Origin of the sequence: Streptomyces sp. WAC06614, assembly GCF_003949795.1 — a bacterium.
Taxonomy (GTDB): domain Bacteria; phylum Actinomycetota; class Actinomycetes; order Streptomycetales; family Streptomycetaceae; genus Streptomyces.
In genome coordinates this window covers 1-16,895 of record NZ_RPRY01000152.1, presented here as the reverse complement: position 1 = coordinate 16,895, position 16,895 = coordinate 1, and the positions used below count along the sequence as shown (strand labels likewise).

The following is a 16,895-nucleotide window of genomic DNA, read 5'->3' as shown; positions in this document are numbered from 1 at the left end:
GAACGGAAGGGCGGGGCGGCGGGGGAAGGGGCGGGCTCAGGGCCTGCGCCAGGCTCCGCCGGCGAGGTGCGAGCCCGCCATGGGGCCCATGCGGAGCATGCCGCCGTCCACGGCCCACGAGGCTCCCGTCACATAGCCGGACCCGGGCCCGGCGAGGAAGGCGACGACCGCCGCCACCTCCCGGGCGTCCCCCGGGCGCCCCAACGGGATCCCGGGGCGGCTGACGGTCGTGACGTCGACGTCCTCCTGGCCGGTCATGGGGGTGGCGATCTCCCCCGGGGCCACGGAGTTCACCGTGACGGCGTGCTCGGCGAGTTCGAGGGCCATCACCTGGGTGAGCAGCCCCAGTCCGCCCTTGGCGGCGCAGTACGGGGCCGTGCCCACGCGCGGCTGGTGCTCGTGCACCGAGGTGATGTTGACGATGCGGCCACCGTGCCCCTGCGCGATCATCCAGCGGGCGGCCCGCTGGGCGCAGAGCAGCGGGCCGAGGAGGTCCACGTCCAGGACCCGGCGCACCGTGTCCAGGTCCAGGTCCAGGAAGGGCGCAGCGACTCCGGTACCGGCGCAGTTGACCAGCACGTCCAGACCCCCGAGTTCGGTGGCGAGGACGTCCACCACCCGCGCGGCGTACGGGAGTTGCGCCAGGTCCATCCGGGCGACGGCGGCGCGCCGCCCCTGCCGGACGACCTCGCGCGCGGTCTGCCGGGCGCCGGCCTCGTCGGAGTGCCAGGTGATGCCGACGTCCATCCGCGCGTCGCGGGCGAGGGCCACCGCGATCGCCCGGCCGATCCCGGAATCGGCGCCGGTGACGACGGCGGCGCGCGGATCGAAGGGACGCGGTCCGCCGGGCGCCGGAGCCGTCACGGCAGGCCCAGGCGGAGCGCCGGTCCCACGTCCTCGGGCACGGACGTGGGCGGGAACGCCGTCGCGAAGACGTGCACGGTGACCGTCGGACCGGCGTCGCGGACCGCGTGGATGCGGTGGTAGAAGGTCTCGTCGAAGCAGAATCCCCTGCCCGCGCACACCTCCACCACGTGCGGGGGACTGCCGAGGCGGGCCCGCTCGTGGGTGATGGCCCCGCGGGCGACGTAGACCGCGCCGCGGACCTGCTCGTGGTCCAGGTAGCCGGTGCCCGGGGGCATCCGGTGCCAGCCGATGGCCCAGACGCCGAGCCGGCCCGCCCGGAACAGCCGGGTCCAGCTTCCTTCGCCGTCCGGCTCCGCCAGCCGGGTCCGCCAGCGGGCGTAGTCGCGGCCGACCTCGTATGCGATCTCCAGCAGTTCCTCCGGTTCCAGAAGGCAGTCGAAGGAGAGCTGGGCCGTCAGCTGTTGCTCCATGACAGGCACCGCCTGACCTCACGCGCCGAGTGACGCCGTCCTCGCCCGCGGGTGCGGAGGGGCCGACGTCCTTCGCCGACACCCCTTCCCGGACCGCCGCCTTCCATGCCCAGGCCTCGCACGGGCACCCGCTCGCCACCAACTCGCCTGCGGTGCACCGGAGATGGAGCGAACGGTGCGAGGTTTCGGCACGGCTGGCATGCCTCGGTGCGGGCCGGGTAGAGGCGGGTGCAGCACCCGCAGTTGAGACCAAGGGAGGTGTCGGCCGTGAAGAGCCAGGTGGACACCCAGCCGATCAGCCGGAGCATCGCGCCCGAGGAACGGGTCAGGACGTGCCGCCCGGCCAGGCTCCGCCAGGACTGCTGTCTGGAGCCGGCCGAGCCCCGCGAGGAGGCGGCCGGTCACGAGGTCAACCTCGTCCGCGGGGACGACTGAACCTCAGGTCCCCCGAGGCCGGGCGGGACTGCACATCGGGCCGGCAGCCCCGCCCGCACGGCGGGTGGCGCGGTACACCGTACGGCGCCACCCGCTTTCCGCTGCCCGGCGGACGGCGCTGCGGGTCGGGATGCTCGGACCCCCCGGGTCCTCCAGGGGTCCTACAGGGCGAGCATGATGCCGTAGGCGAGGAAGAACAGGGCCACCAGGACGGCCAGGGCCACGATGGCCACGAGCGGCCCCTTGCCCCAGCCCCGCTCCAGCGGTCGGTAGGGTCCGGCGCCGGACGTGGTACTGGCCTCGCCGGGCGGGGTCTCGCCCGGGGGCACCGAGCCGCCGGGCTCCAGACCAGGGGTGTTGCGGGGATCAGGATCCGGAGTGTTGGTACTCATGTCCGGCGTGTCCCCACAATCCGGGCGAGCATGCCCGGGACGGTACCCGCGTGTGCCGGGTGGCGGAGCGGGGCAGACGCGGGGCACCGCCACCGAGACCGCGAAAGGAGCTGTCGATGACTTCGTTCGGCTACTTCCTGGCGTGCGAGGAGTTCACCCCGGCGCAGCTGCTCGACCAGGCCCGCCGGGCCGAGCAGGCGGGGTTCACCCGGCTGGCCATCTCCGACCACTTCCACCCCTGGAACGACGCCCAGGGCAACAGCCCCCTGGTCTGGTCGATGATCGGTGCGCTGTCGCAGACCGTCGACCTGCCCGTCACCACCCTGGTCACCTGCCCCACGGTCCGTCTCCACCCCGCGGTCACCGCCCAGGCCGCCGCCACCTCCAGCGTGCTGCTGGACGGCCGCTTCCGCTTCGGTGTCGGCACGGGTGAGGCCCTCAACGAACACGTCCACGGCGACCGCTGGCCGCCGTTCGCCGACCGGGCCGCCATGCTGGAGGAGGCCGTCGAGGTCATGCGCCGGCTCTTCACCGGTGAGCTCGTCAGCCACCGGGGCCACCACTACACGGTGGAGAACGCCCGCCTGTACACGGTGCCGGACGAGCCGCCGCCGGTGTACGTCTCGGGCTTCGGCCCGAACGCGGCCGAACTCGCCGGACGGATCGGTGACGGCTTCGTCCTCATGGGGCCCGGCCAGGAGCTGGTCGACACGTTCCGGGACGCCGGCGGGGCCGGCAAACCCGTCGTCGGAGGGCTGAAGGTCTGCTGGGACGAGGACCGCGACCGGGCCGTCGACACCGTCCACCGGCTCTGGCCCAACCAGCTGCTGCCCGGCGAACTCGCCCAGATCCTGCCCACCCCGGCCCATTTCGAGCAGGCGTGCGAACTCGTCACCCGCGAACAGGTGGCGCAGAACACGACCTGCGGCGACGACCCGGAGGCCCACGTCGAAGCGGTCCGCGCCTACGTGGACGCGGGCTTCGACGAGGTCTACATCGGCCAGATCGGGCCCGACCAGGAGGCGTTCTTCGAGAACTACCGCACCAAGGTCCTCCCCGCCCTGGGCGGAGCCGCCCGCTGAGGCCCCAGCCGCGCGCCGCCGCACGGGTGAAACGTCGCGGGCTTCGTTCCGCGGACGGTGCGCGGCCCGGGCCGCCGGGCGGCACGGCGGCCGGTGGGGCACCGTCCACGGAGCGAAGGCAGCGCGCCCCCCGGCCGGGACCGGCGGTGCACGGGGCGCGGGCCGGAGCGCGGTACACCTGAGGTCCACCCAGCCTCACGAGGAGGAACGCTCGTGCTCCAGCGCAGCATTCGCAAGAACCGTACGGAGGTGACCTTCGTCCTGCCGGCGGAGGAGCCCTCCGGCGAGGTCAGCGTGGTCGGCGACTTCAACGACTGGACCCCCGGGGTCCACCCGCTGACCCCCCGGCCCGACGGCACCCGGGCGGTGACGGTGGCCCTGGAGCCCGCCCGGGTCCACCAGTTCCGCTACCTCGGCACGGACGGCCACTGGTTCGACGAGCACGACGCCGACGGCCGCGAGGGACCCAACAGCCGTCTGACGACCTGAACGGCCTGAGCGACCTGGACGACCCGGGTGACCTGACGGCCCGGGTGACCTGACGACCCGAGTGACGTGACGACCCGAGTGACGTGACGACCTGAGCGATCCGACGACGTGAACGGCCGGCGGGCCGGGCCCCGGCCGCCCCTCCCGTGGTGGCCCTTCCGGCCCTCCGGTCCGGCCACGTTCTCCCCGCGGCCGCGGTGTGAAGCGGCGCCCCGCGGGCAGCCGCCCCTCATGACCGCTCGGGACACCGACGCCCGGGACACCGGCGCACCGCACCGCGGGTCCCCGGCCCCGGACGCGCTGCTGGACGCCCTCATGGAATGGGTGGCGCTCCCGTCCGTCTCCGCCGACCCCGAACGGACCGCGGACGTCCGGCGCTCCGCCCGCTGGCTCGTCGACCGCATGCGCCGCACCGGTTTCCCCCTGGCCGAGATCTGGGAGACGGACGGGCTGCCCGCGGTCCACGGCTGCTGGCCGGCCGCCGATCCCGACGCGCCCGTCCTGCTGGTCTACAGCCACCACGACGTGCACGCGGCGGACCCCGACGGCTGGCAGCTGACCTCGCCGTTCGCCGCGAGCCGGGTCGACGGCCGGCTCTACGGCCGCGGGGCCTCCGACGCCAAGGGGCAGATCCTGTGCCACCTGTGGGCCCTGCGCGCCCGGCGGGGCGCCCCCGGGGTCACGGTGAAGTACCTGATCGAGGGGGAGGAGGAGACCGGCTCACGGCACCTGGCCGACCTGCTGGCCGAGCACTCCCGGGCCCTCTCCGCCGACGTGGTCATGATCTCCGACACCATGCTCTGGTCGCTGGACCGGGCCGCGGTCTGTACGGCGGTCCGCGGGTCCGTCACCGCCACCCTCACCGTCCGCGGCGCGCACCGCGACCTGCACAGCGGAGCGGTCTCGGGCGCCGCCGCCAATCCCGCGGTCGAACTGTGCCGCCTCGTCGGCGACCTGCACGACCGGCACGGCCGGATCACCCTGCCGCGGTTCTACGAGCCGGTCGCCGCCCCCGCCCCCGGCCTGCGCGCCTCGCTGGACGGCCTCGCCTTCGACCCGGGGACCTGGCTGGCCGACACCGGCACCTTCGGGGCCGCCGGCGAGGCCGGGTTCACCGTTCCCGAACGGCTGTGGACCCGCCCGTCCGCCGAGGTCGCCCGGCTCACCGCGGGCCCCACCGGCATGCCGGCCCTCGGCCTCATCCCGGCCGAGGCGGCCGCCGACCTGCTCTTCCGGCTGGTGCCCGAGCAGCGCGCCGACCAGGTCGCCGAGCAGCTGCGGGCCTGGCTCGACGCCCGCCGCCGGCCCGGTTTCTCGTACCGGCTGGACATCTCCCCGACCATCTCCGACCCGTACCGGACACCCGAGGACCACCCCGCCCTCGGGGCCCTCGTCCGCGCCGTCGGCCACGCCTACGGCGCCCGGCCCGGCTTCGTGGGCAACGGCGGGGCCGCGCCCGCCGCCCAGCTCGCCCGGGCCTGCTCCGCCCCCGTGCTCTTCTTCGGCACGGGCCTGCCCTCGGACCGCTGGCACGGCCCCGACGAGCGCGCCGAGACCGACGCCCTGGGGCTGGGGGTCCGGGCGCTGTCCCGGTTCCTGGAGGAACTGGCGGCCACCCCGTTCGCCCGGCGCCGCCCGGGGTAGGCGCGCCGACGGAATCCGCGTCCCCAAAACCTTGGAGAACGTCATGTCCGACCACCACGAGCCCGAGACCCCCGGCAGGCCGGCCGCCGTGCCCCCCGGACCGGACGAGCCGACCCGGCCGCACACACCCCTGCCGCCCAAACCCGACCAGGAAGGCCCGGAGACGGTCAGCCCCACCGGCCAGCCCACCGGAGCGGAACAGGCGCGTGAGGCACAGAGCGGCGCGTACCTGACGAACGCCCAGGGCACCCGCCTGTACGAGACCGACCACTCGCTGAAGGCGGGCCCCAGGGGGCCGGTCCTGCTCCAGGACCACCACCTGCGCGAGAAGATCACGCACTTCGACCACGAACGGATCCCGGAACGCGTGGTCCACGCCCGCGGCGCGGCCGCGCACGGCGTCTTCCGCGGCTACGGCACCGCGGGGGAGGTCTGCAAGGCGGCCTTCCTCGGCGCGGACGTGGAGACGCCCGTCTTCGTGCGGTTCTCCACGGTGCTGGGCTCGCGCGGCTCCGCCGACACCGTACGCGACACCCGGGGCTTCGCCACGAAGTTCTACACCGAGGAAGGCACCTTCGACCTGGTCGGCAACAACATCCCGGTGTTCTTCATCCAGGACGCGATCAAGTTCCCCGACATCGTGCACGCCGCCAAACCGCACCCCGACCGCGAGATCCCGCAGGCCCAGAGCGCGCACGACACCTTCTGGGACTTCGTCTCCCTGCACACCGAGGCCACGCACCACACCCTGTGGAACATGTCCGACCGGGGCATCCCGCGCTCCTACCGGATGATGGAGGGCTTCGGGGTCCACACCTTCCGCCTGGTCAACGCGGCGGGGGAGACGGCCCTGTGCAAGTTCCACTGGAAGCCCCGGCTCGGCGTGCACTCCCTGACCTGGGAGGAGGCGCAGATGATCGCGGGGACGGATCCCGACTTCCACCGCCGCGACCTCTTCGACGCCATCGAGTCCGGCGCCTTCCCCTCGTGGGAGCTGGGCGTCCAGGTGTTCCCCGACACCCCCGAGCAGACCTTCGAGGGGATCGACCTCCTCGACCCCACGAAGATCGTGCCCGAGGAACTGACCCCCGTGCAGCCGGTCGGGCTCCTCACGCTGACCGCCAACACCAAGAACTTCTTCGCCGAGACCGAACAGGTGGCCTTCCACCCCGGCCACCTGGTCCCGGGCATCGACGTCACCGACGACCCGCTCCTCGCCGGCCGGCTGTTCTCGTACCTGGACACCCAGATCTCCCGCCTCGGCGGACCCAACTTCGCCCAGATCCCGATCAACCGGCCGCACGCCCCGGTCAACGACATGCTGCGCGACGGCATGCACCAGACCGCCGTGCACACCGGCGTGGCCCCGTACCGGCCCAACAGCCTCGACGGCGGATGCCCGTTCCTCGCGGACGCCGGATCGGCCGCCTACATCGAGGCGCCGGTGCAGGTGGCCGCCGCGCCCAAGAGCCGTGAGGCGGCCGCCTCGTTCTCCGACCACTTCAGCCAACCCCGCCTGTTCTGGCGGAGCATGAGCCCGCCCGAGCAGGAGCACATCGTCGCCGCGTACTCCTTCGAACTGGGCAAGTGCTACGAACCGGTCGTCCGGGAACGGATGCTGGGCGTCCTCGCGAACATCGACACCGACCTGTGCGCCCAGGTGGCGGCCGCCCTCGGCCTGCCCGCCCCCGAACCCACCGTCCCGCCCGCCGAGGTCACGCCCAGCCCGGCGCTGTCCCAGATGGGACGGACCTGGCCGGTCGACGGCCGGGTCGTCGGCATCGTCGCCGACCCGGCCGGGGACCCCGGCGACGTCCGTGCGGTGCAGCAGGCCGCCCTCGCCCAGGGCCTGCTCCCGCTCGTGATCGCCCCGACCGGAGCCGCGCTCGACGGGGACGGCCACGGCGAACCGGTCGCCGTCCAGCGGACGTTCGCCACCGCACGGTCGGTGGAGTACGACGCCGTCGTCCTCACCGGCGCCCCCCGCCCCGCGGCCGACGCCGTGGGCGCGCGCGACGCCGAGGCGGGCCTGCCCACGACGGCGGACCTCGACCCGCGCCTGGTGCTGCTGCTCACCGAGGCCTACCGGCACGGCAAGGCCATCGCCGGCTGGAACGGCGGCGAACAGGCCCTGGCAGCCGCCGGGATCGCGGCCGACGGCCCCGGGATCATCATCGGCGACTCGGGCCCGGCCGTCCTCGACGCGCTCGCCGGGGCGCTGGAACAGCACCGGGTCTGGGACCGCTTCCCCGCCCCGGCCGGCTGAGCCCGACCGGCCGGCCGCCGCCCCCGGCGGCCGTGGCGCCGTACGCGGTCACGGGGGCGGCAGCAGCGGGCCCAGGGGGCCGAGGTCCAGGTTCAGGTCGGCCAGGGTGAGCCCGTGCTGGGCGCACAGCTCGGTCATGCGGTCGTGCAGGGCGAGCAGCGTGGCCCCCAGCTCCTCCTCCTGGGCCTCCGTGAGGTCCCCGGTCTCCACACGCCGCAACGCCTGGCGTTCGATGAGCTGCCGCAGCAGTTCGACGACGGTCAGGACCAGCTTGACCAGATCCTCCTGGACCGTGTCCGGACCGGTCCGCACCCGCAGGGTGTCGGCCATCGCGTCACCGACGGCCCGCAGGTCGGGGGGCCGGCCGGGACGGTCGCCGGGGGTGTCACCGGTCACGGGGTGCCCGCCCTTCCCGGACCGTGACCGCCGGTCCCTGCGCCTGCCGGGCCTCCGGCCACGGGGCCCCGGCCGTGCTGACCGAGCTGACGAGGGCGCGCAGCGAGATCCGTACGAGATCGATGTCGGCGATGGACAGGACCAGGTCCCCGGTGATCACCACGCCGCCCGCCAGCAGCCGGTCGAGGAGGTCCACGAGGGCGACCTGCCGCCCGGGCAGGGCCGGATCCCGGTCGGCGGTGCTCATGGCCCGTCCGTCGCGAGGGTCGGGCCGGGGGAGGCCGGTGCGGCGGCGAACGAGTACGGGGCCCACGGCCCGGTCACCTCGACGCGGATGCCCGGCAGGTCCTCGGCGGCGGCCACCACCTCGGTACGGAAGGCACCGGCCTCGGCGGCGGCCACCAGGAAGGCGTCGTTGAGCACGTTCTCCCCGTCCGCCGCGGCGGCGAGCGGGCCGCGCTGCACCGGGTGCCGTACCTGCTCGGCCGCGTAGCGGCCGGCCACCGCGGCGATCCGCTCCGCGGCGAGCTGCGCGTGGCGGTAGCGGTCCTCGTGGGCGTGGTGCTGTGCGCGTCGCGCCCGCAGGTACGCCTTGCCCGGGCTCACCGGGGGAGCGCCGGCCGTGGTGCCGGCCGGCCCGGGCGCGGGCCCCTGCGCCGGTTCGGCCGCCGGTTCGGGCACCCGGCTCACGTAGACCTTGACGCCGAACTCCGTGTACCCGCGCAGCCGTTCCAGCCGGGCGGCGAACTCCTCGCCCCGGGCGGCCAGGGCCTGGAGCGCCCGGGCCCGGTCCTCGTACAGGGTCGCCAGGCGCAGCGGCAGGACGGTGGCGCGGGCGGCCAGGGAGTCGATCACCTGGTGGTGGGCGCGTGCCGTGGCCTCGACCCAGCGCAGGTCCTCGAAGTGCGACCGGAGCGCCTCCTGCGTCCACCCCGAGCGGGGGACGTCGCTGACGACGAACGCGACGGGCCCGGCGCCCGGAGCGGCCAGGAGCGCGACCGGCCGGCCCGCGACGCCGACGAGGCCGGCCACCAGGTCGTCCGGTGGGGGGCCCGGGGGCGTGCCCGTGACGGCGTAGACGTAGACGAGCGTCGGGCCCTCGGGGCCGGTCGGGGCGGGGGTCATCGCTCGTCCCTCCGCTCCCGCCGGGCCGTCCGCTGCCGCTGCTCACGGCCGGGCAGATCGGCCACCGGTGCCGCGTCGGCGATGCCTTCGCGGCGCAGTTGCGCCAGCTCGGCCCGCAGTCGCTCGTTCTCGGCGGCCAGCTCGTGGTCCTCGCGGCGCGCGGCCCCGGAGGACAGCGACGCGTCGTGCTCCCACCAGTCGATCCCCATCTCCTTGGCCTTGTCCACGGAAGCGATGAGGATCCGGAGCTTGATCGTGAGGAGCTCGATGTCGAGCAGGTTGATGCGGATGTCCCCGGCGATCACGATGCCCTTGTCCAGCACGCGTTCGAGGATGTCCGCCAGACTGGCCGAGGAGCTCGACGGGTAGCCCGCCATGGCGGGACCCGTACCGAACCTGCGCTCCAGGGGATCCGTCACGAACGTTCGCCTCCTCGTCCTGGCCCGGCCCGCCGGACCGGCCGCCGGGCCGCCCGGCCGGTCACGGTCCCTGGGCGCGGAACCGTTCGATCTCCGTCAGCCGGTCGATCAGCCGGTCCTCCTCGCGCTCGAAGGTCTCGCGGTCGATCTCGCCGGCGTCGAAACGGCGTTCCAGCGCGGCCAGTTCCGCCCATACGGGGGCCGGGTCGTAGTACTCGGCGGTGGCCTTGTCCGCCACCCGCTGGGCGACCCAGAGCACGCCCTGGACCGGCAGCAGCGGCAGTCCGATCAGCTTCTGCAGCAGCCCCATCGCACACGCTCCTCTCGTTCCGGTCCCGCCTACGGCACGAAGCTGTACGGGGGCAGCGGCCCGGTCAGCCGCAGCTCGACCCCGGACCCGTCGTCACGGGAGAGCCGGGCGTGGGCCGTGCGCAGGGCCTCCTCGTCCTCCCGGGCCACCAGGAGCGACAGGTTGAGGAAGTCCGTCTCCCCGACCGGCTGGTGGACGGAATGCTCCCGGGCCAGCGGCGCCAGCTCCTGCACCAGGCGGGCGGCCGCGTCCGCGCGCCGCACCTGGACCTCGTCGGCGACCAACCGACCCAGTTCCAAGGGCAGTCGAGGGTCCTGCGAGCCTGCGCGGATCTCGTCGTTCAGCCTGCGCGCCTGCGGGGTGTCGGCCAGGACGTCGCGCAGGATGCTCTCCTCGTCGCGGGCGGCCTTCACGTTGTACTCCGCACACCCCTGTACGCGGTCCAGCGCGGTCCGGTACTCCGCCTCCCGCTCCGTGAGGACCTGGAGGACGGTGTCGTCGTCCGGCGCCGTGTAGCCGAACTGCAGGGGCAGGGCGGTCCCGTCGGCCATCAGGCGGTTCTGGACCTCCTGGTGGGCGGTCACGTCGCGCCGCTTGGGGCGGATCTGCTCGTCGATGTCGCTGACGACGGCCCGCAGCTGCGGTGTCGACAGCACCCGTACCGGGGCGGCGCGCGCGCCGACCCCGGTGGCCCCGTCGAGCCGGCACGGGTGGTCGCGGGCCGTGATGGCGTAGACGTAGACGGCCATGGGTCACTTCCTCTCGCGCCGCACCGGACGCCGGGCGGGCCTGCGCCGTCGGGGAGGTTCCACTTCCTCCTCCTCGCGCTCCTCCTCGTCGTCCTCGACCTCGTCGGCCTCCTCCGGTTCCTCCTCGTCGCGGCCCTTGCCGCCGCCCAGTGCCTGCGTCACCGCGTCCATCGCGCCGCCCAGGGCGCCCTTGGACTTGCCCCGGCTGCCGCCCTCGATGATCTTCTCGGCCACGTCCGGCAGCTGTGCCGGGGCGTTGCGGCCCGCTTCCAGGTCGAGGCGGTTGCACGCCTCCGCGAAGCGGAGGTAGGTGTCGACACTGGCCACCACGATCCGCGCGTCGATCTTGATCAGCTCGATCCCGACGACGGAGACACGGACGAACACGTCGATGACCAGCCCCCGGTCGAGGATCAGTTCCAGGACGTCGTACAGGCTGCTCGTGTTGCCTCCGCCCGTGCGGCTGAGGCCCGGGCCCGCTCCTTGCGGCACCATGGTCATGGCGTGTCCCTTCCGGGCCGGTACGGCTCAGCCGCCCGGCCGGTCGATCATTCCCCGGCTGTACCTCCGGGTCCGTTCGTAGGAGATCAGCCCGCCCCGGTGGTCCAGGGCGACCCGGTAGCTGCCCATGACACTGGTGGTGTCCGGGATGCGTTCGAGCTCCACCACTTCCACCACCGCCTCCCAGCCGTCCTCGGTGGGCTTCAGGGACGAGACCGACTCGGGGCGCCGGCCGAGCAGCTCCGAGAGCTGCTGGGCGGCGGCCCGCAGGGCGTCCGCCGGCCCCGGAGCCGGACGGCTCCGGCGCCGGGCCGGTTCCGATGCGGTCATCTGCTCCCCTCGAACCAGATCTCCATGGACCTCTGCGTCTCCCCAGCAGACGCAGGGACGACACCTTCAAACAGAAACTTTCTGGGCATATGCCGCATAACCTTCGTCAGGCTGAGCAGCCCCTGTAGATACCAGTGCCGTTCGAAGGGACCAGGCTGATGCAGGACACGAGCAAGATCGCCCTGGCGGCCGCCGTCGCGGGCGGCTACCTCCTGGGCCGGACCAAGAAGGGCCGCATGGCCCTGTCCCTGGCGACGTACCTCGCCGGCCGCAGATTCGGGCTCCAGCCGGGCCAGCTGCTGACCGCTGGGCTGCAGAAGCTCGGCGAGATGCCTCAGGTCGCCGAGCTGGGCGACCAGGTCCGTGGCGAGGCCCTCGAAGCGGGCCGCAAGGCCCTCTCCGCGGCGGCCGACCACCAGCTGCGGAACCTGGCCGACACCCTCCACCAGCGCACCCTGGAGCTGACGCAGGCACGCGAGGAGCCGGAGGACGACCGGGACGAGGACCAGGACGCGGACGAGGGGGAGTACGAGGACGAGGACGAGGCCTACGAGGACGAGCCCTACGAGGACGAGGAACCGTACGAGGACGAGCAGGACGAGGAGCCGTACGAGGACGAGGAGGAGGCCGAGGGCGAGGAGGACGAGGATCAGGAGGAGCCCGAGGAGGTCGAAGAGCCCGAGGAGCCCGAGGAAGCGGAGGAGGACGAAGAGCCGCGGGAGGCGGAGGAGGACCAGGAGGAGCCCGAGGAGCCTCCTCGCAGGACCCGCCGCGCACCGCCGGCCAGGAAGCCCGCGGCCCGCAGCAGCCCGCCGGCGAAGAAGACGGCCGCCCCGCGGAAGAAGGCGGCGCCCTCGGCCGGGAAGGCGGGCGGCACGGCTGCGAAGAGCTCCTCGGCCCGCAAGGCCACGAGCAGCAGCCGCTCCGGCACCGCTACGAAGTCCACGTCGGGCACGAAGTCGGCCGCGGCCAAGAAGCCGGCTTCGGGGACGAAGCCCGCCTCGAAGTCCACCACGAGCAGGAAGTCCGCCCCGGCCACGAAGTCGGCGTCGGCCACGAAGTCGGCGTCCACGAAGTCCGCCCCGGCCAAGAAGACGGCGTCGGCCCGCACGTCCGCGCCGGCCCGCGCGTCGGCCTCGGCCGGCAGCTCCTCCTCGGCGAGGAAGACCGCCTCGGGGCGGACGGCGGCGGCGAAGAAGTCCGCGTCCGCCAAGCCCCCGGCCAAGAAGACGGCGGCGAAGCGGACCTCCCCGCCGAAGAAGAGCACGGCGAGCCGTTCGGCCCGGGGCGGCGGCGCCAAGAAGACCGCGTCGTCGGCGAAGAAGACCACGGCGCGCACGTCGTCGACGCGGAGGTAGCAGCACCATGGCCACCACACAACGAGACCGTTCGGCCAAGAAGGACCGGTCCGGGTCCCCCGTGGACCAGTTGCTCGAAGAACTCGGCGGCTACCTCTCGGCCCAGGCGGACCAGCTGGCCGACAAGGCGTCCGACAAGCTCGGCGACTTCACGGACCAGCTCTCCGACGTCGCCGAGAACGGCGGCTCCCTCGCCGACATCGGCGGCCGCCTCCTGAAGGGCGACTCGCCGCTCAAGGCCGTCGCCGGCAACGCCTTCAGCGGCATCAAGGACAAGGCGAAGGAACTGGTCGGCGGTTCGGCCGGCGGCGGCAAGGGACGCAAGGGCGGCACCAAGTCCACCCACATCTTCGAATCGGTGGACATCGGCGTGCCCCTGCGCACCGTCTACGACCACTGGACGCGCTACGAGGAGTTCAGCAGCTTCGCCAAGGGGGTGCGCAGCGTCTCCCAGGGGGACGACACCACCACCGACTGGAAGGTCAAGGTCGGCCCGTCGACGCGTAGTTGGAAGGCCACCGTGCAGGAGCAGGTCCCCGACGAGCGGATCGTGTGGACCTCCGAAGGCGCCAAGGGCTCGACGCGCGGGTGCGTCACCTTCCACGAACTCGCCCCCTCCCTGACCCGCGTCCTCGTCGTCGTCGAGTACTACCCCTCCGGCCTGTTCGAGCGGACGGGCAACCTCTGGCGGGCCCAGGGCCGTCGGCTGCGCCTGGACCTCAAGCACTTCGCCCGCCATGTGACCCTCACGGACGAGGAGCCCGACGGCTGGCGCGGCGAGATCCGCGACGGCGAAGTGGTCCGCTCCCACGAGGAGGCGGTCGAGGAGGAGTCCTCGGACGAGGAGCCGGACGAGGAGACGGACGAGTACGAGGACGAGGAGGGCGAGGAAGCGCCGGCGGAGGAGGACCAGGACGCGGACGAAGCCGCGGACCAGGAGGACGACGCGGACTACGAGGACGCGGACGAGGAGTACGAGGACGAGGACGCCGACGCGGACGAGGAAGAGGACCAGGACGAAGAGGACGAGGACGAGGAGGACGAGGAGGACGAGGACCGGCCCTCCGGACGCCGCTCCCGCTCCGGAAGCTCCAGGACCCGCAGCCGCAGCCGCACCCACGCCCGCAGCCGATGACGCCCCACGAGCCGATGACGCCTCGCCCCAGCGGCGGCCGTCACGACGGGGCGGGTGGCGCCGGCACCCGCTCCCCGGGCGGCACCGGCCCGGGCGGGGTCCCCTCGCCGAACGGCCGTCCCCCCAGGGCCTCCCGGCCGTGGGGGGCCGGCCAGCCCGACAGGTCGGGCCCGGACGGGACGATGCCGGTGGGGTTGATGTCGGAGTGCACCAGGTAGTAGTGCTGTTTGATGTGGCCGAAGTGGACGGTGTCCCCGAAACCGGGGGTCTGGAACAGGTCCCGGGCGTACGCCCACAGCACCGGCATCTCGCTCAGCTTGTTCCGGTTGCACTTGAAGTGGCCGTGGTAGACGGCGTCGAAGCGGACGAGCGTGGTGAACAGCCGTACGTCCGCCTCGGTCAGCGTGTCACCCACCAGGTAACGGGTCCCGGCGAGCCGGTCCGACAGCTGGTCGAGCCGGTCGAACAGCCGCTCGTACGCGTCGGTGTAGGCCTCCTGGGAGCCGGCGAAGCCGGCCCGGTAGACGCCGTTGTTGACGTCCCGGTAGACCGTCTCGTTCACCGCGTCGATCTCCGGTCGCAGCGCCGACGGGTACAGGTCGGGGGCGCCGGGGCGGTGGTGGGCGCGCCACTCCAGTGACATGTCGAGGGTGATCCGGGCGAAGTCGTTGGTCACCACCTTGCCGGTCGGCACGTCCACCACGGCCGGCACCGTGATACCGCGGTCGTAGCCGGGGTCCCGCGCCAGGTAGGCCTCCTGCAGCCGCTCGATGCCGAGCACCGGGTCCCGGCCGCCCGGGTCGAGGTCGAAGGTCCAGCTGCGTTCGTCGTGGACCGGCCCGGCGACGGCCATCGGCAGCGCCTCCTCCAGCCCCAGCAGCCGCCGGACGATCACCGCCCTGCTCGCCCACGGACAGGCCCGGCTGACGACCAGCCGGTAGCGGCCGGGCTCCACCGGGAAGCCCTCGCGCCCGTCGGCGGTGATCCGTGTGGTGAGGTACCGGCTGTCGCGGTCGTACGCCTTGCCGTGCGTCACGTAGGCCATGTCTGCCGTCCTCCGTACCGGTCCAGCGGTCCCCACCGGCCCTCCTGCCGGCGTACCTCGGCATCGGCCTCGGCGATCACGCCGACGTCGATCCAGCCGAGCGGTTCCACCTCGTGGACCAGGGGCTCGTTGTCCGGCCCGCGGCCCACCTCGGTGCCGCGCAGGAGCCACGGGCGCACCCGCCGGTCCTTGACGTGCGGCAGGTGCGCGTAGTCGTACAGGCGGCGGGCCGCCCAGGTCCGTAGGGACCGGGTACCCCACCACGGCTCGGTGTCCAAGGGATTGGCCGACAGCCCGGGCAGCGGGGCACCGGTCAGGTCGTCGCGGCTGGAGGGTTCGGGCAGGTCGACGCCCGGGCCCGACGACCAGCGCACGTACAGGCCCGCGGTGGAGGCGAGCACGCCCACCAGCTCGTCGAGCGACCTGATGGTCGCCATCTCCGGTACGTCCTGCTCCGGGCGCGAACGGCTCATGTGCGGCGGCTACCCCGTGTCCGACGCCGTACGCGTCACCGCCGGCCGTCCCCGGTGGCCCCGCCGGGCCGGGCTGCGGCCTGCTCTGCGGTGCGCGCGACGACCACCACGCTGATGGTCTTCCCGTCGGGCCCGCTGTCCACGTTCACGTGCTCCGTCAGCTGGTTGATCATGACCCAGCCGAAGCGTCCGGGGACGCTCGGCGGGGTGGGCCGGTCGACGGGATCGGCCGGGCTGGCGTCGGCGACCTCGATGACCGCGCGGGGAGGGTGGCAGCTGACGTGGAAGCCGGTGACCCCGCCCGCGTGCCGGCGGGCGTTGGCGACCAGTTCGGTCACCACCAGCAGGGCGTCGTCGGCGTCCGTCCCCGTGACACCGTGGGCGGCCAGCACGGCCCGGGTGGCTCCCCGGGCCTGCTCGCACGTCAGACCGCCGACGGCTCGCGGTTCCATACCCGTTCCTTCCGCCGTACCGCGTGATGAGGTGCTCGGGGACCCCCCACCCGTCCCGCCCGTCGTGGCCGGCCGCTTCACGTGCCCCGTCGCAGTCCGCGTCTGTCCTCGTCCCCGGGTCCAAAACGCCCGGCGATCCCCGGAAACGGCCGTGGACGCTGCTCCTGCGGCCAGCGGGTTCGTTCCGCGGACGGAACGCGACAACTCTTCGTTCACGGAGCTGCGGTTCTCCGCACCGCCCGGGAGGATGAAGTGATGTCCCCGGCGCCGCGGAGGTGAGGCCTCGTTTGACCGTCGTACCGTCGCCCCACGACGCCTTCGCCGACCGGCCGTCCGCCCAGCTCCTGATGATCGTCGAAGGACTGACCCCCGACCGTGTGACGGCCGTGGTCGTGGGCGAGATCACCGAGGCCGCCGTGGACTCGCTGCGGCCCGGCCTGCTGACCGCGCTGCGGTCCTCCGCCCGCGGCCTGGACCTGGACCTGTCCCAGGTGACCTTCTGCGACATCGCCGGGCTGCACCTGCTGCTCGACCTCCGCGAGGCGGCCGGGACCATGGGACGCACCCTGTCCGTCACCGCCCTCTCCGGGCCCGTGCACCGGCTGGTCCGGGCCACGGACTGCGCGGTGCGGCTGGGGGCGGGCCGCCCGGGAGGGCGCCGGCCCGTCACGGAGGCCATCCGCCGGGCGCTGGCGGCGGGCGTGTGGTCGCCCGGGTCGGACGGCTGCCTGCGCGTCCGCCTCGACGGGAGCGCCGCGACCGTCACCTGGCCGTCCGCGCGGTTCGCCGCGAACGACGGCCGCCGCCCCGGGGACCGGCTCCTCCACGACGCGGTCACCGCGGCCCTGCACCGGGCCGGCCTGCGCTCCGTACGGCACCGTTCGCCGGCCATGACCGCGCCGCGTCCCGCTCTCGTCCGCCCCTGGCCCTGCCCGCCCCGCCCCGGCGCCTGAGTCC

22 protein-coding genes are annotated in these 16,895 nt (G+C 73.8%); 8 read left to right on the top strand and 14 right to left on the bottom strand.

Translation table 11 applies throughout. From position 1 onward, the window contains the following. Positions 1-36 precede the first annotated feature (36 nt). Both EF918_RS20715 and EF918_RS20710 read right to left on the bottom strand, forming a co-directional pair. Entirely contained in the window at positions 37-864 is an 828-nt protein-coding gene (locus tag EF918_RS20715; protein WP_125648645.1) for an SDR family oxidoreductase, read from the bottom strand. Beyond that, positions 861-1,337: a hypothetical protein gene (locus EF918_RS20710; RefSeq protein ID WP_125648643.1), complete on the bottom strand. Its 477-nt coding sequence runs from the start codon at positions 1,335-1,337 to the stop codon at positions 861-863. The genes EF918_RS20715 and EF918_RS20710 overlap by 4 nt, the downstream gene beginning before the upstream one ends. 267 nt (positions 1,338-1,604) lie before the next feature. Here EF918_RS20710 and EF918_RS37105 point away from each other — a divergent pair, with 267 nt between their 5' ends. Beyond that, positions 1,605-1,772, top strand: coding sequence for a hypothetical protein (locus EF918_RS37105; protein ID WP_185921836.1), 168 nt, complete (start codon positions 1,605-1,607; stop codon positions 1,770-1,772). Positions 1,773-1,933: 161 nt separating this feature from the next. On the opposite strand, the gene EF918_RS20705 is transcribed toward EF918_RS37105, so the two are convergent. After that, entirely contained in the window at positions 1,934-2,164 is a 231-nt protein-coding gene (locus EF918_RS20705) for a DUF6480 family protein (RefSeq protein ID WP_125648640.1), read from the bottom strand. A gap of 116 nt (positions 2,165-2,280) precedes the next feature. On the opposite strand from EF918_RS20705, the gene EF918_RS20700 reads away from it, so the two are divergent. From EF918_RS20700 to EF918_RS20685, 4 genes are all read left to right on the top strand, one after another. Next, positions 2,281-3,246 carry a TIGR03557 family F420-dependent LLM class oxidoreductase gene (locus EF918_RS20700; protein WP_125648636.1) on the top strand — a complete coding sequence of 322 codons (966 nt, stop codon included), beginning with the start codon at positions 2,281-2,283 and terminating at the stop codon, positions 3,244-3,246. Positions 3,247-3,459: 213 nt separating this feature from the next. Further along, positions 3,460-3,735: an isoamylase early set domain-containing protein gene (locus EF918_RS20695; RefSeq protein WP_125648632.1), complete on the top strand. Its 276-nt coding sequence runs from the start codon at positions 3,460-3,462 to the stop codon at positions 3,733-3,735. Positions 3,736-3,966: 231 nt separating this feature from the next. Beyond that, the gene (locus tag EF918_RS20690; RefSeq protein ID WP_125648629.1) at positions 3,967-5,379 is read left to right on the top strand and encodes a M20/M25/M40 family metallo-hydrolase; all 1,413 of its coding nucleotides are present in this window, start codon (positions 3,967-3,969) and stop codon (positions 5,377-5,379) included. A gap of 43 nt (positions 5,380-5,422) precedes the next feature. Beyond that, positions 5,423-7,645, top strand: coding sequence for a catalase (locus tag EF918_RS20685; protein ID WP_125648626.1), 2,223 nt, complete (start codon positions 5,423-5,425; stop codon positions 7,643-7,645). 48 nt (positions 7,646-7,693) lie between these two features. Here EF918_RS20685 and EF918_RS20680 read toward each other — a convergent pair whose 3' ends face one another. The 8 genes from EF918_RS20680 to EF918_RS20645 all read right to left on the bottom strand — a co-directional run bounded on the left by EF918_RS20680 (position 7,694) and on the right by EF918_RS20645 (position 11,475). Further along, positions 7,694-7,996, bottom strand: coding sequence for a gas vesicle protein K (locus tag EF918_RS20680; protein WP_260610431.1), 303 nt, complete (start codon positions 7,994-7,996; stop codon positions 7,694-7,696). Between the two features lie 34 nt (positions 7,997-8,030). Then, positions 8,031-8,288, bottom strand: coding sequence for a gas vesicle protein (locus EF918_RS20675; RefSeq protein ID WP_125648623.1), 258 nt, complete (start codon positions 8,286-8,288; stop codon positions 8,031-8,033). Next, entirely contained in the window at positions 8,285-9,166 is an 882-nt protein-coding gene (locus EF918_RS20670) for a GvpL/GvpF family gas vesicle protein (protein ID WP_125648620.1), read from the bottom strand. Before EF918_RS20670 ends, EF918_RS20675 begins: the two co-directional genes overlap by 4 nt. Further along, on the bottom strand, positions 9,163-9,543 hold the full coding sequence (locus EF918_RS20665; protein ID WP_221889730.1) for a gas vesicle protein: 381 nt from the start codon (positions 9,541-9,543) through the stop codon (positions 9,163-9,165). The genes EF918_RS20670 and EF918_RS20665 overlap by 4 nt, the downstream gene beginning before the upstream one ends. 103 nt (positions 9,544-9,646) lie before the next feature. Beyond that, positions 9,647-9,895, bottom strand: coding sequence for a gas vesicle protein GvpG (locus EF918_RS20660; protein ID WP_125648617.1), 249 nt, complete (start codon positions 9,893-9,895; stop codon positions 9,647-9,649). Between the two features lie 29 nt (positions 9,896-9,924). Then, positions 9,925-10,644 carry a GvpL/GvpF family gas vesicle protein gene (locus tag EF918_RS20655; RefSeq protein ID WP_125648613.1) on the bottom strand — a complete coding sequence of 240 codons (720 nt, stop codon included), beginning with the start codon at positions 10,642-10,644 and terminating at the stop codon, positions 9,925-9,927. A gap of 3 nt (positions 10,645-10,647) precedes the next feature. Then, the gene (gene gvpJ / locus EF918_RS20650; protein WP_125648611.1) at positions 10,648-11,145 is read right to left on the bottom strand and encodes a gas vesicle protein GvpJ; all 498 of its coding nucleotides are present in this window, start codon (positions 11,143-11,145) and stop codon (positions 10,648-10,650) included. Positions 11,146-11,172: 27 nt separating this feature from the next. Next, a complete protein-coding gene (locus EF918_RS20645; RefSeq protein ID WP_125648608.1) occupies positions 11,173-11,475 on the bottom strand; it encodes a gas vesicle protein in 303 nt (100 codons plus the stop codon). Positions 11,476-11,633: 158 nt separating this feature from the next. Here EF918_RS20645 and EF918_RS37100 point away from each other — a divergent pair, with 158 nt between their 5' ends. Together EF918_RS37100 and EF918_RS20635 are read left to right on the top strand one after the other, a co-directional pair. Beyond that, positions 11,634-12,833 carry a histone protein gene (locus tag EF918_RS37100; protein WP_260610429.1) on the top strand — a complete coding sequence of 400 codons (1,200 nt, stop codon included), beginning with the start codon at positions 11,634-11,636 and terminating at the stop codon, positions 12,831-12,833. Between the two features lie 7 nt (positions 12,834-12,840). Further along, on the top strand, positions 12,841-13,968 hold the full coding sequence (locus tag EF918_RS20635; protein ID WP_125648601.1) for an SRPBCC family protein: 1,128 nt from the start codon (positions 12,841-12,843) through the stop codon (positions 13,966-13,968). Positions 13,969-14,008: 40 nt separating this feature from the next. On the opposite strand, the gene EF918_RS20630 is transcribed toward EF918_RS20635, so the two are convergent. Genes EF918_RS20630 through EF918_RS20620 form a run of 3 tightly spaced genes read right to left on the bottom strand, consistent with a single transcriptional unit; the run spans position 14,009 to position 15,938 of the window. Beyond that, on the bottom strand, positions 14,009-15,013 hold the full coding sequence (locus EF918_RS20630; RefSeq protein WP_125648598.1) for a glutathione S-transferase family protein: 1,005 nt from the start codon (positions 15,011-15,013) through the stop codon (positions 14,009-14,011). Next, complete coding sequence (locus EF918_RS20625; RefSeq protein ID WP_125648596.1) at positions 15,001-15,486, bottom strand: DUF6098 family protein; 486 nt, start codon at positions 15,484-15,486, stop codon at positions 15,001-15,003. The genes EF918_RS20630 and EF918_RS20625 overlap by 13 nt, the downstream gene beginning before the upstream one ends. A 35-nt stretch (positions 15,487-15,521) precedes the next feature. Next, positions 15,522-15,938, bottom strand: a complete 417-nt coding sequence (locus EF918_RS20620) for an ATP-binding protein (RefSeq protein WP_125648593.1) — start codon at positions 15,936-15,938, stop codon at positions 15,522-15,524. A 287-nt stretch (positions 15,939-16,225) separates the two neighbouring features. Here EF918_RS20620 and EF918_RS20615 point away from each other — a divergent pair, with 287 nt between their 5' ends. Continuing rightward, on the top strand, positions 16,226-16,891 hold the full coding sequence (locus tag EF918_RS20615) for an STAS domain-containing protein (protein ID WP_125648590.1): 666 nt from the start codon (positions 16,226-16,228) through the stop codon (positions 16,889-16,891). Positions 16,892-16,895: the final 4 nt, after the last annotated feature.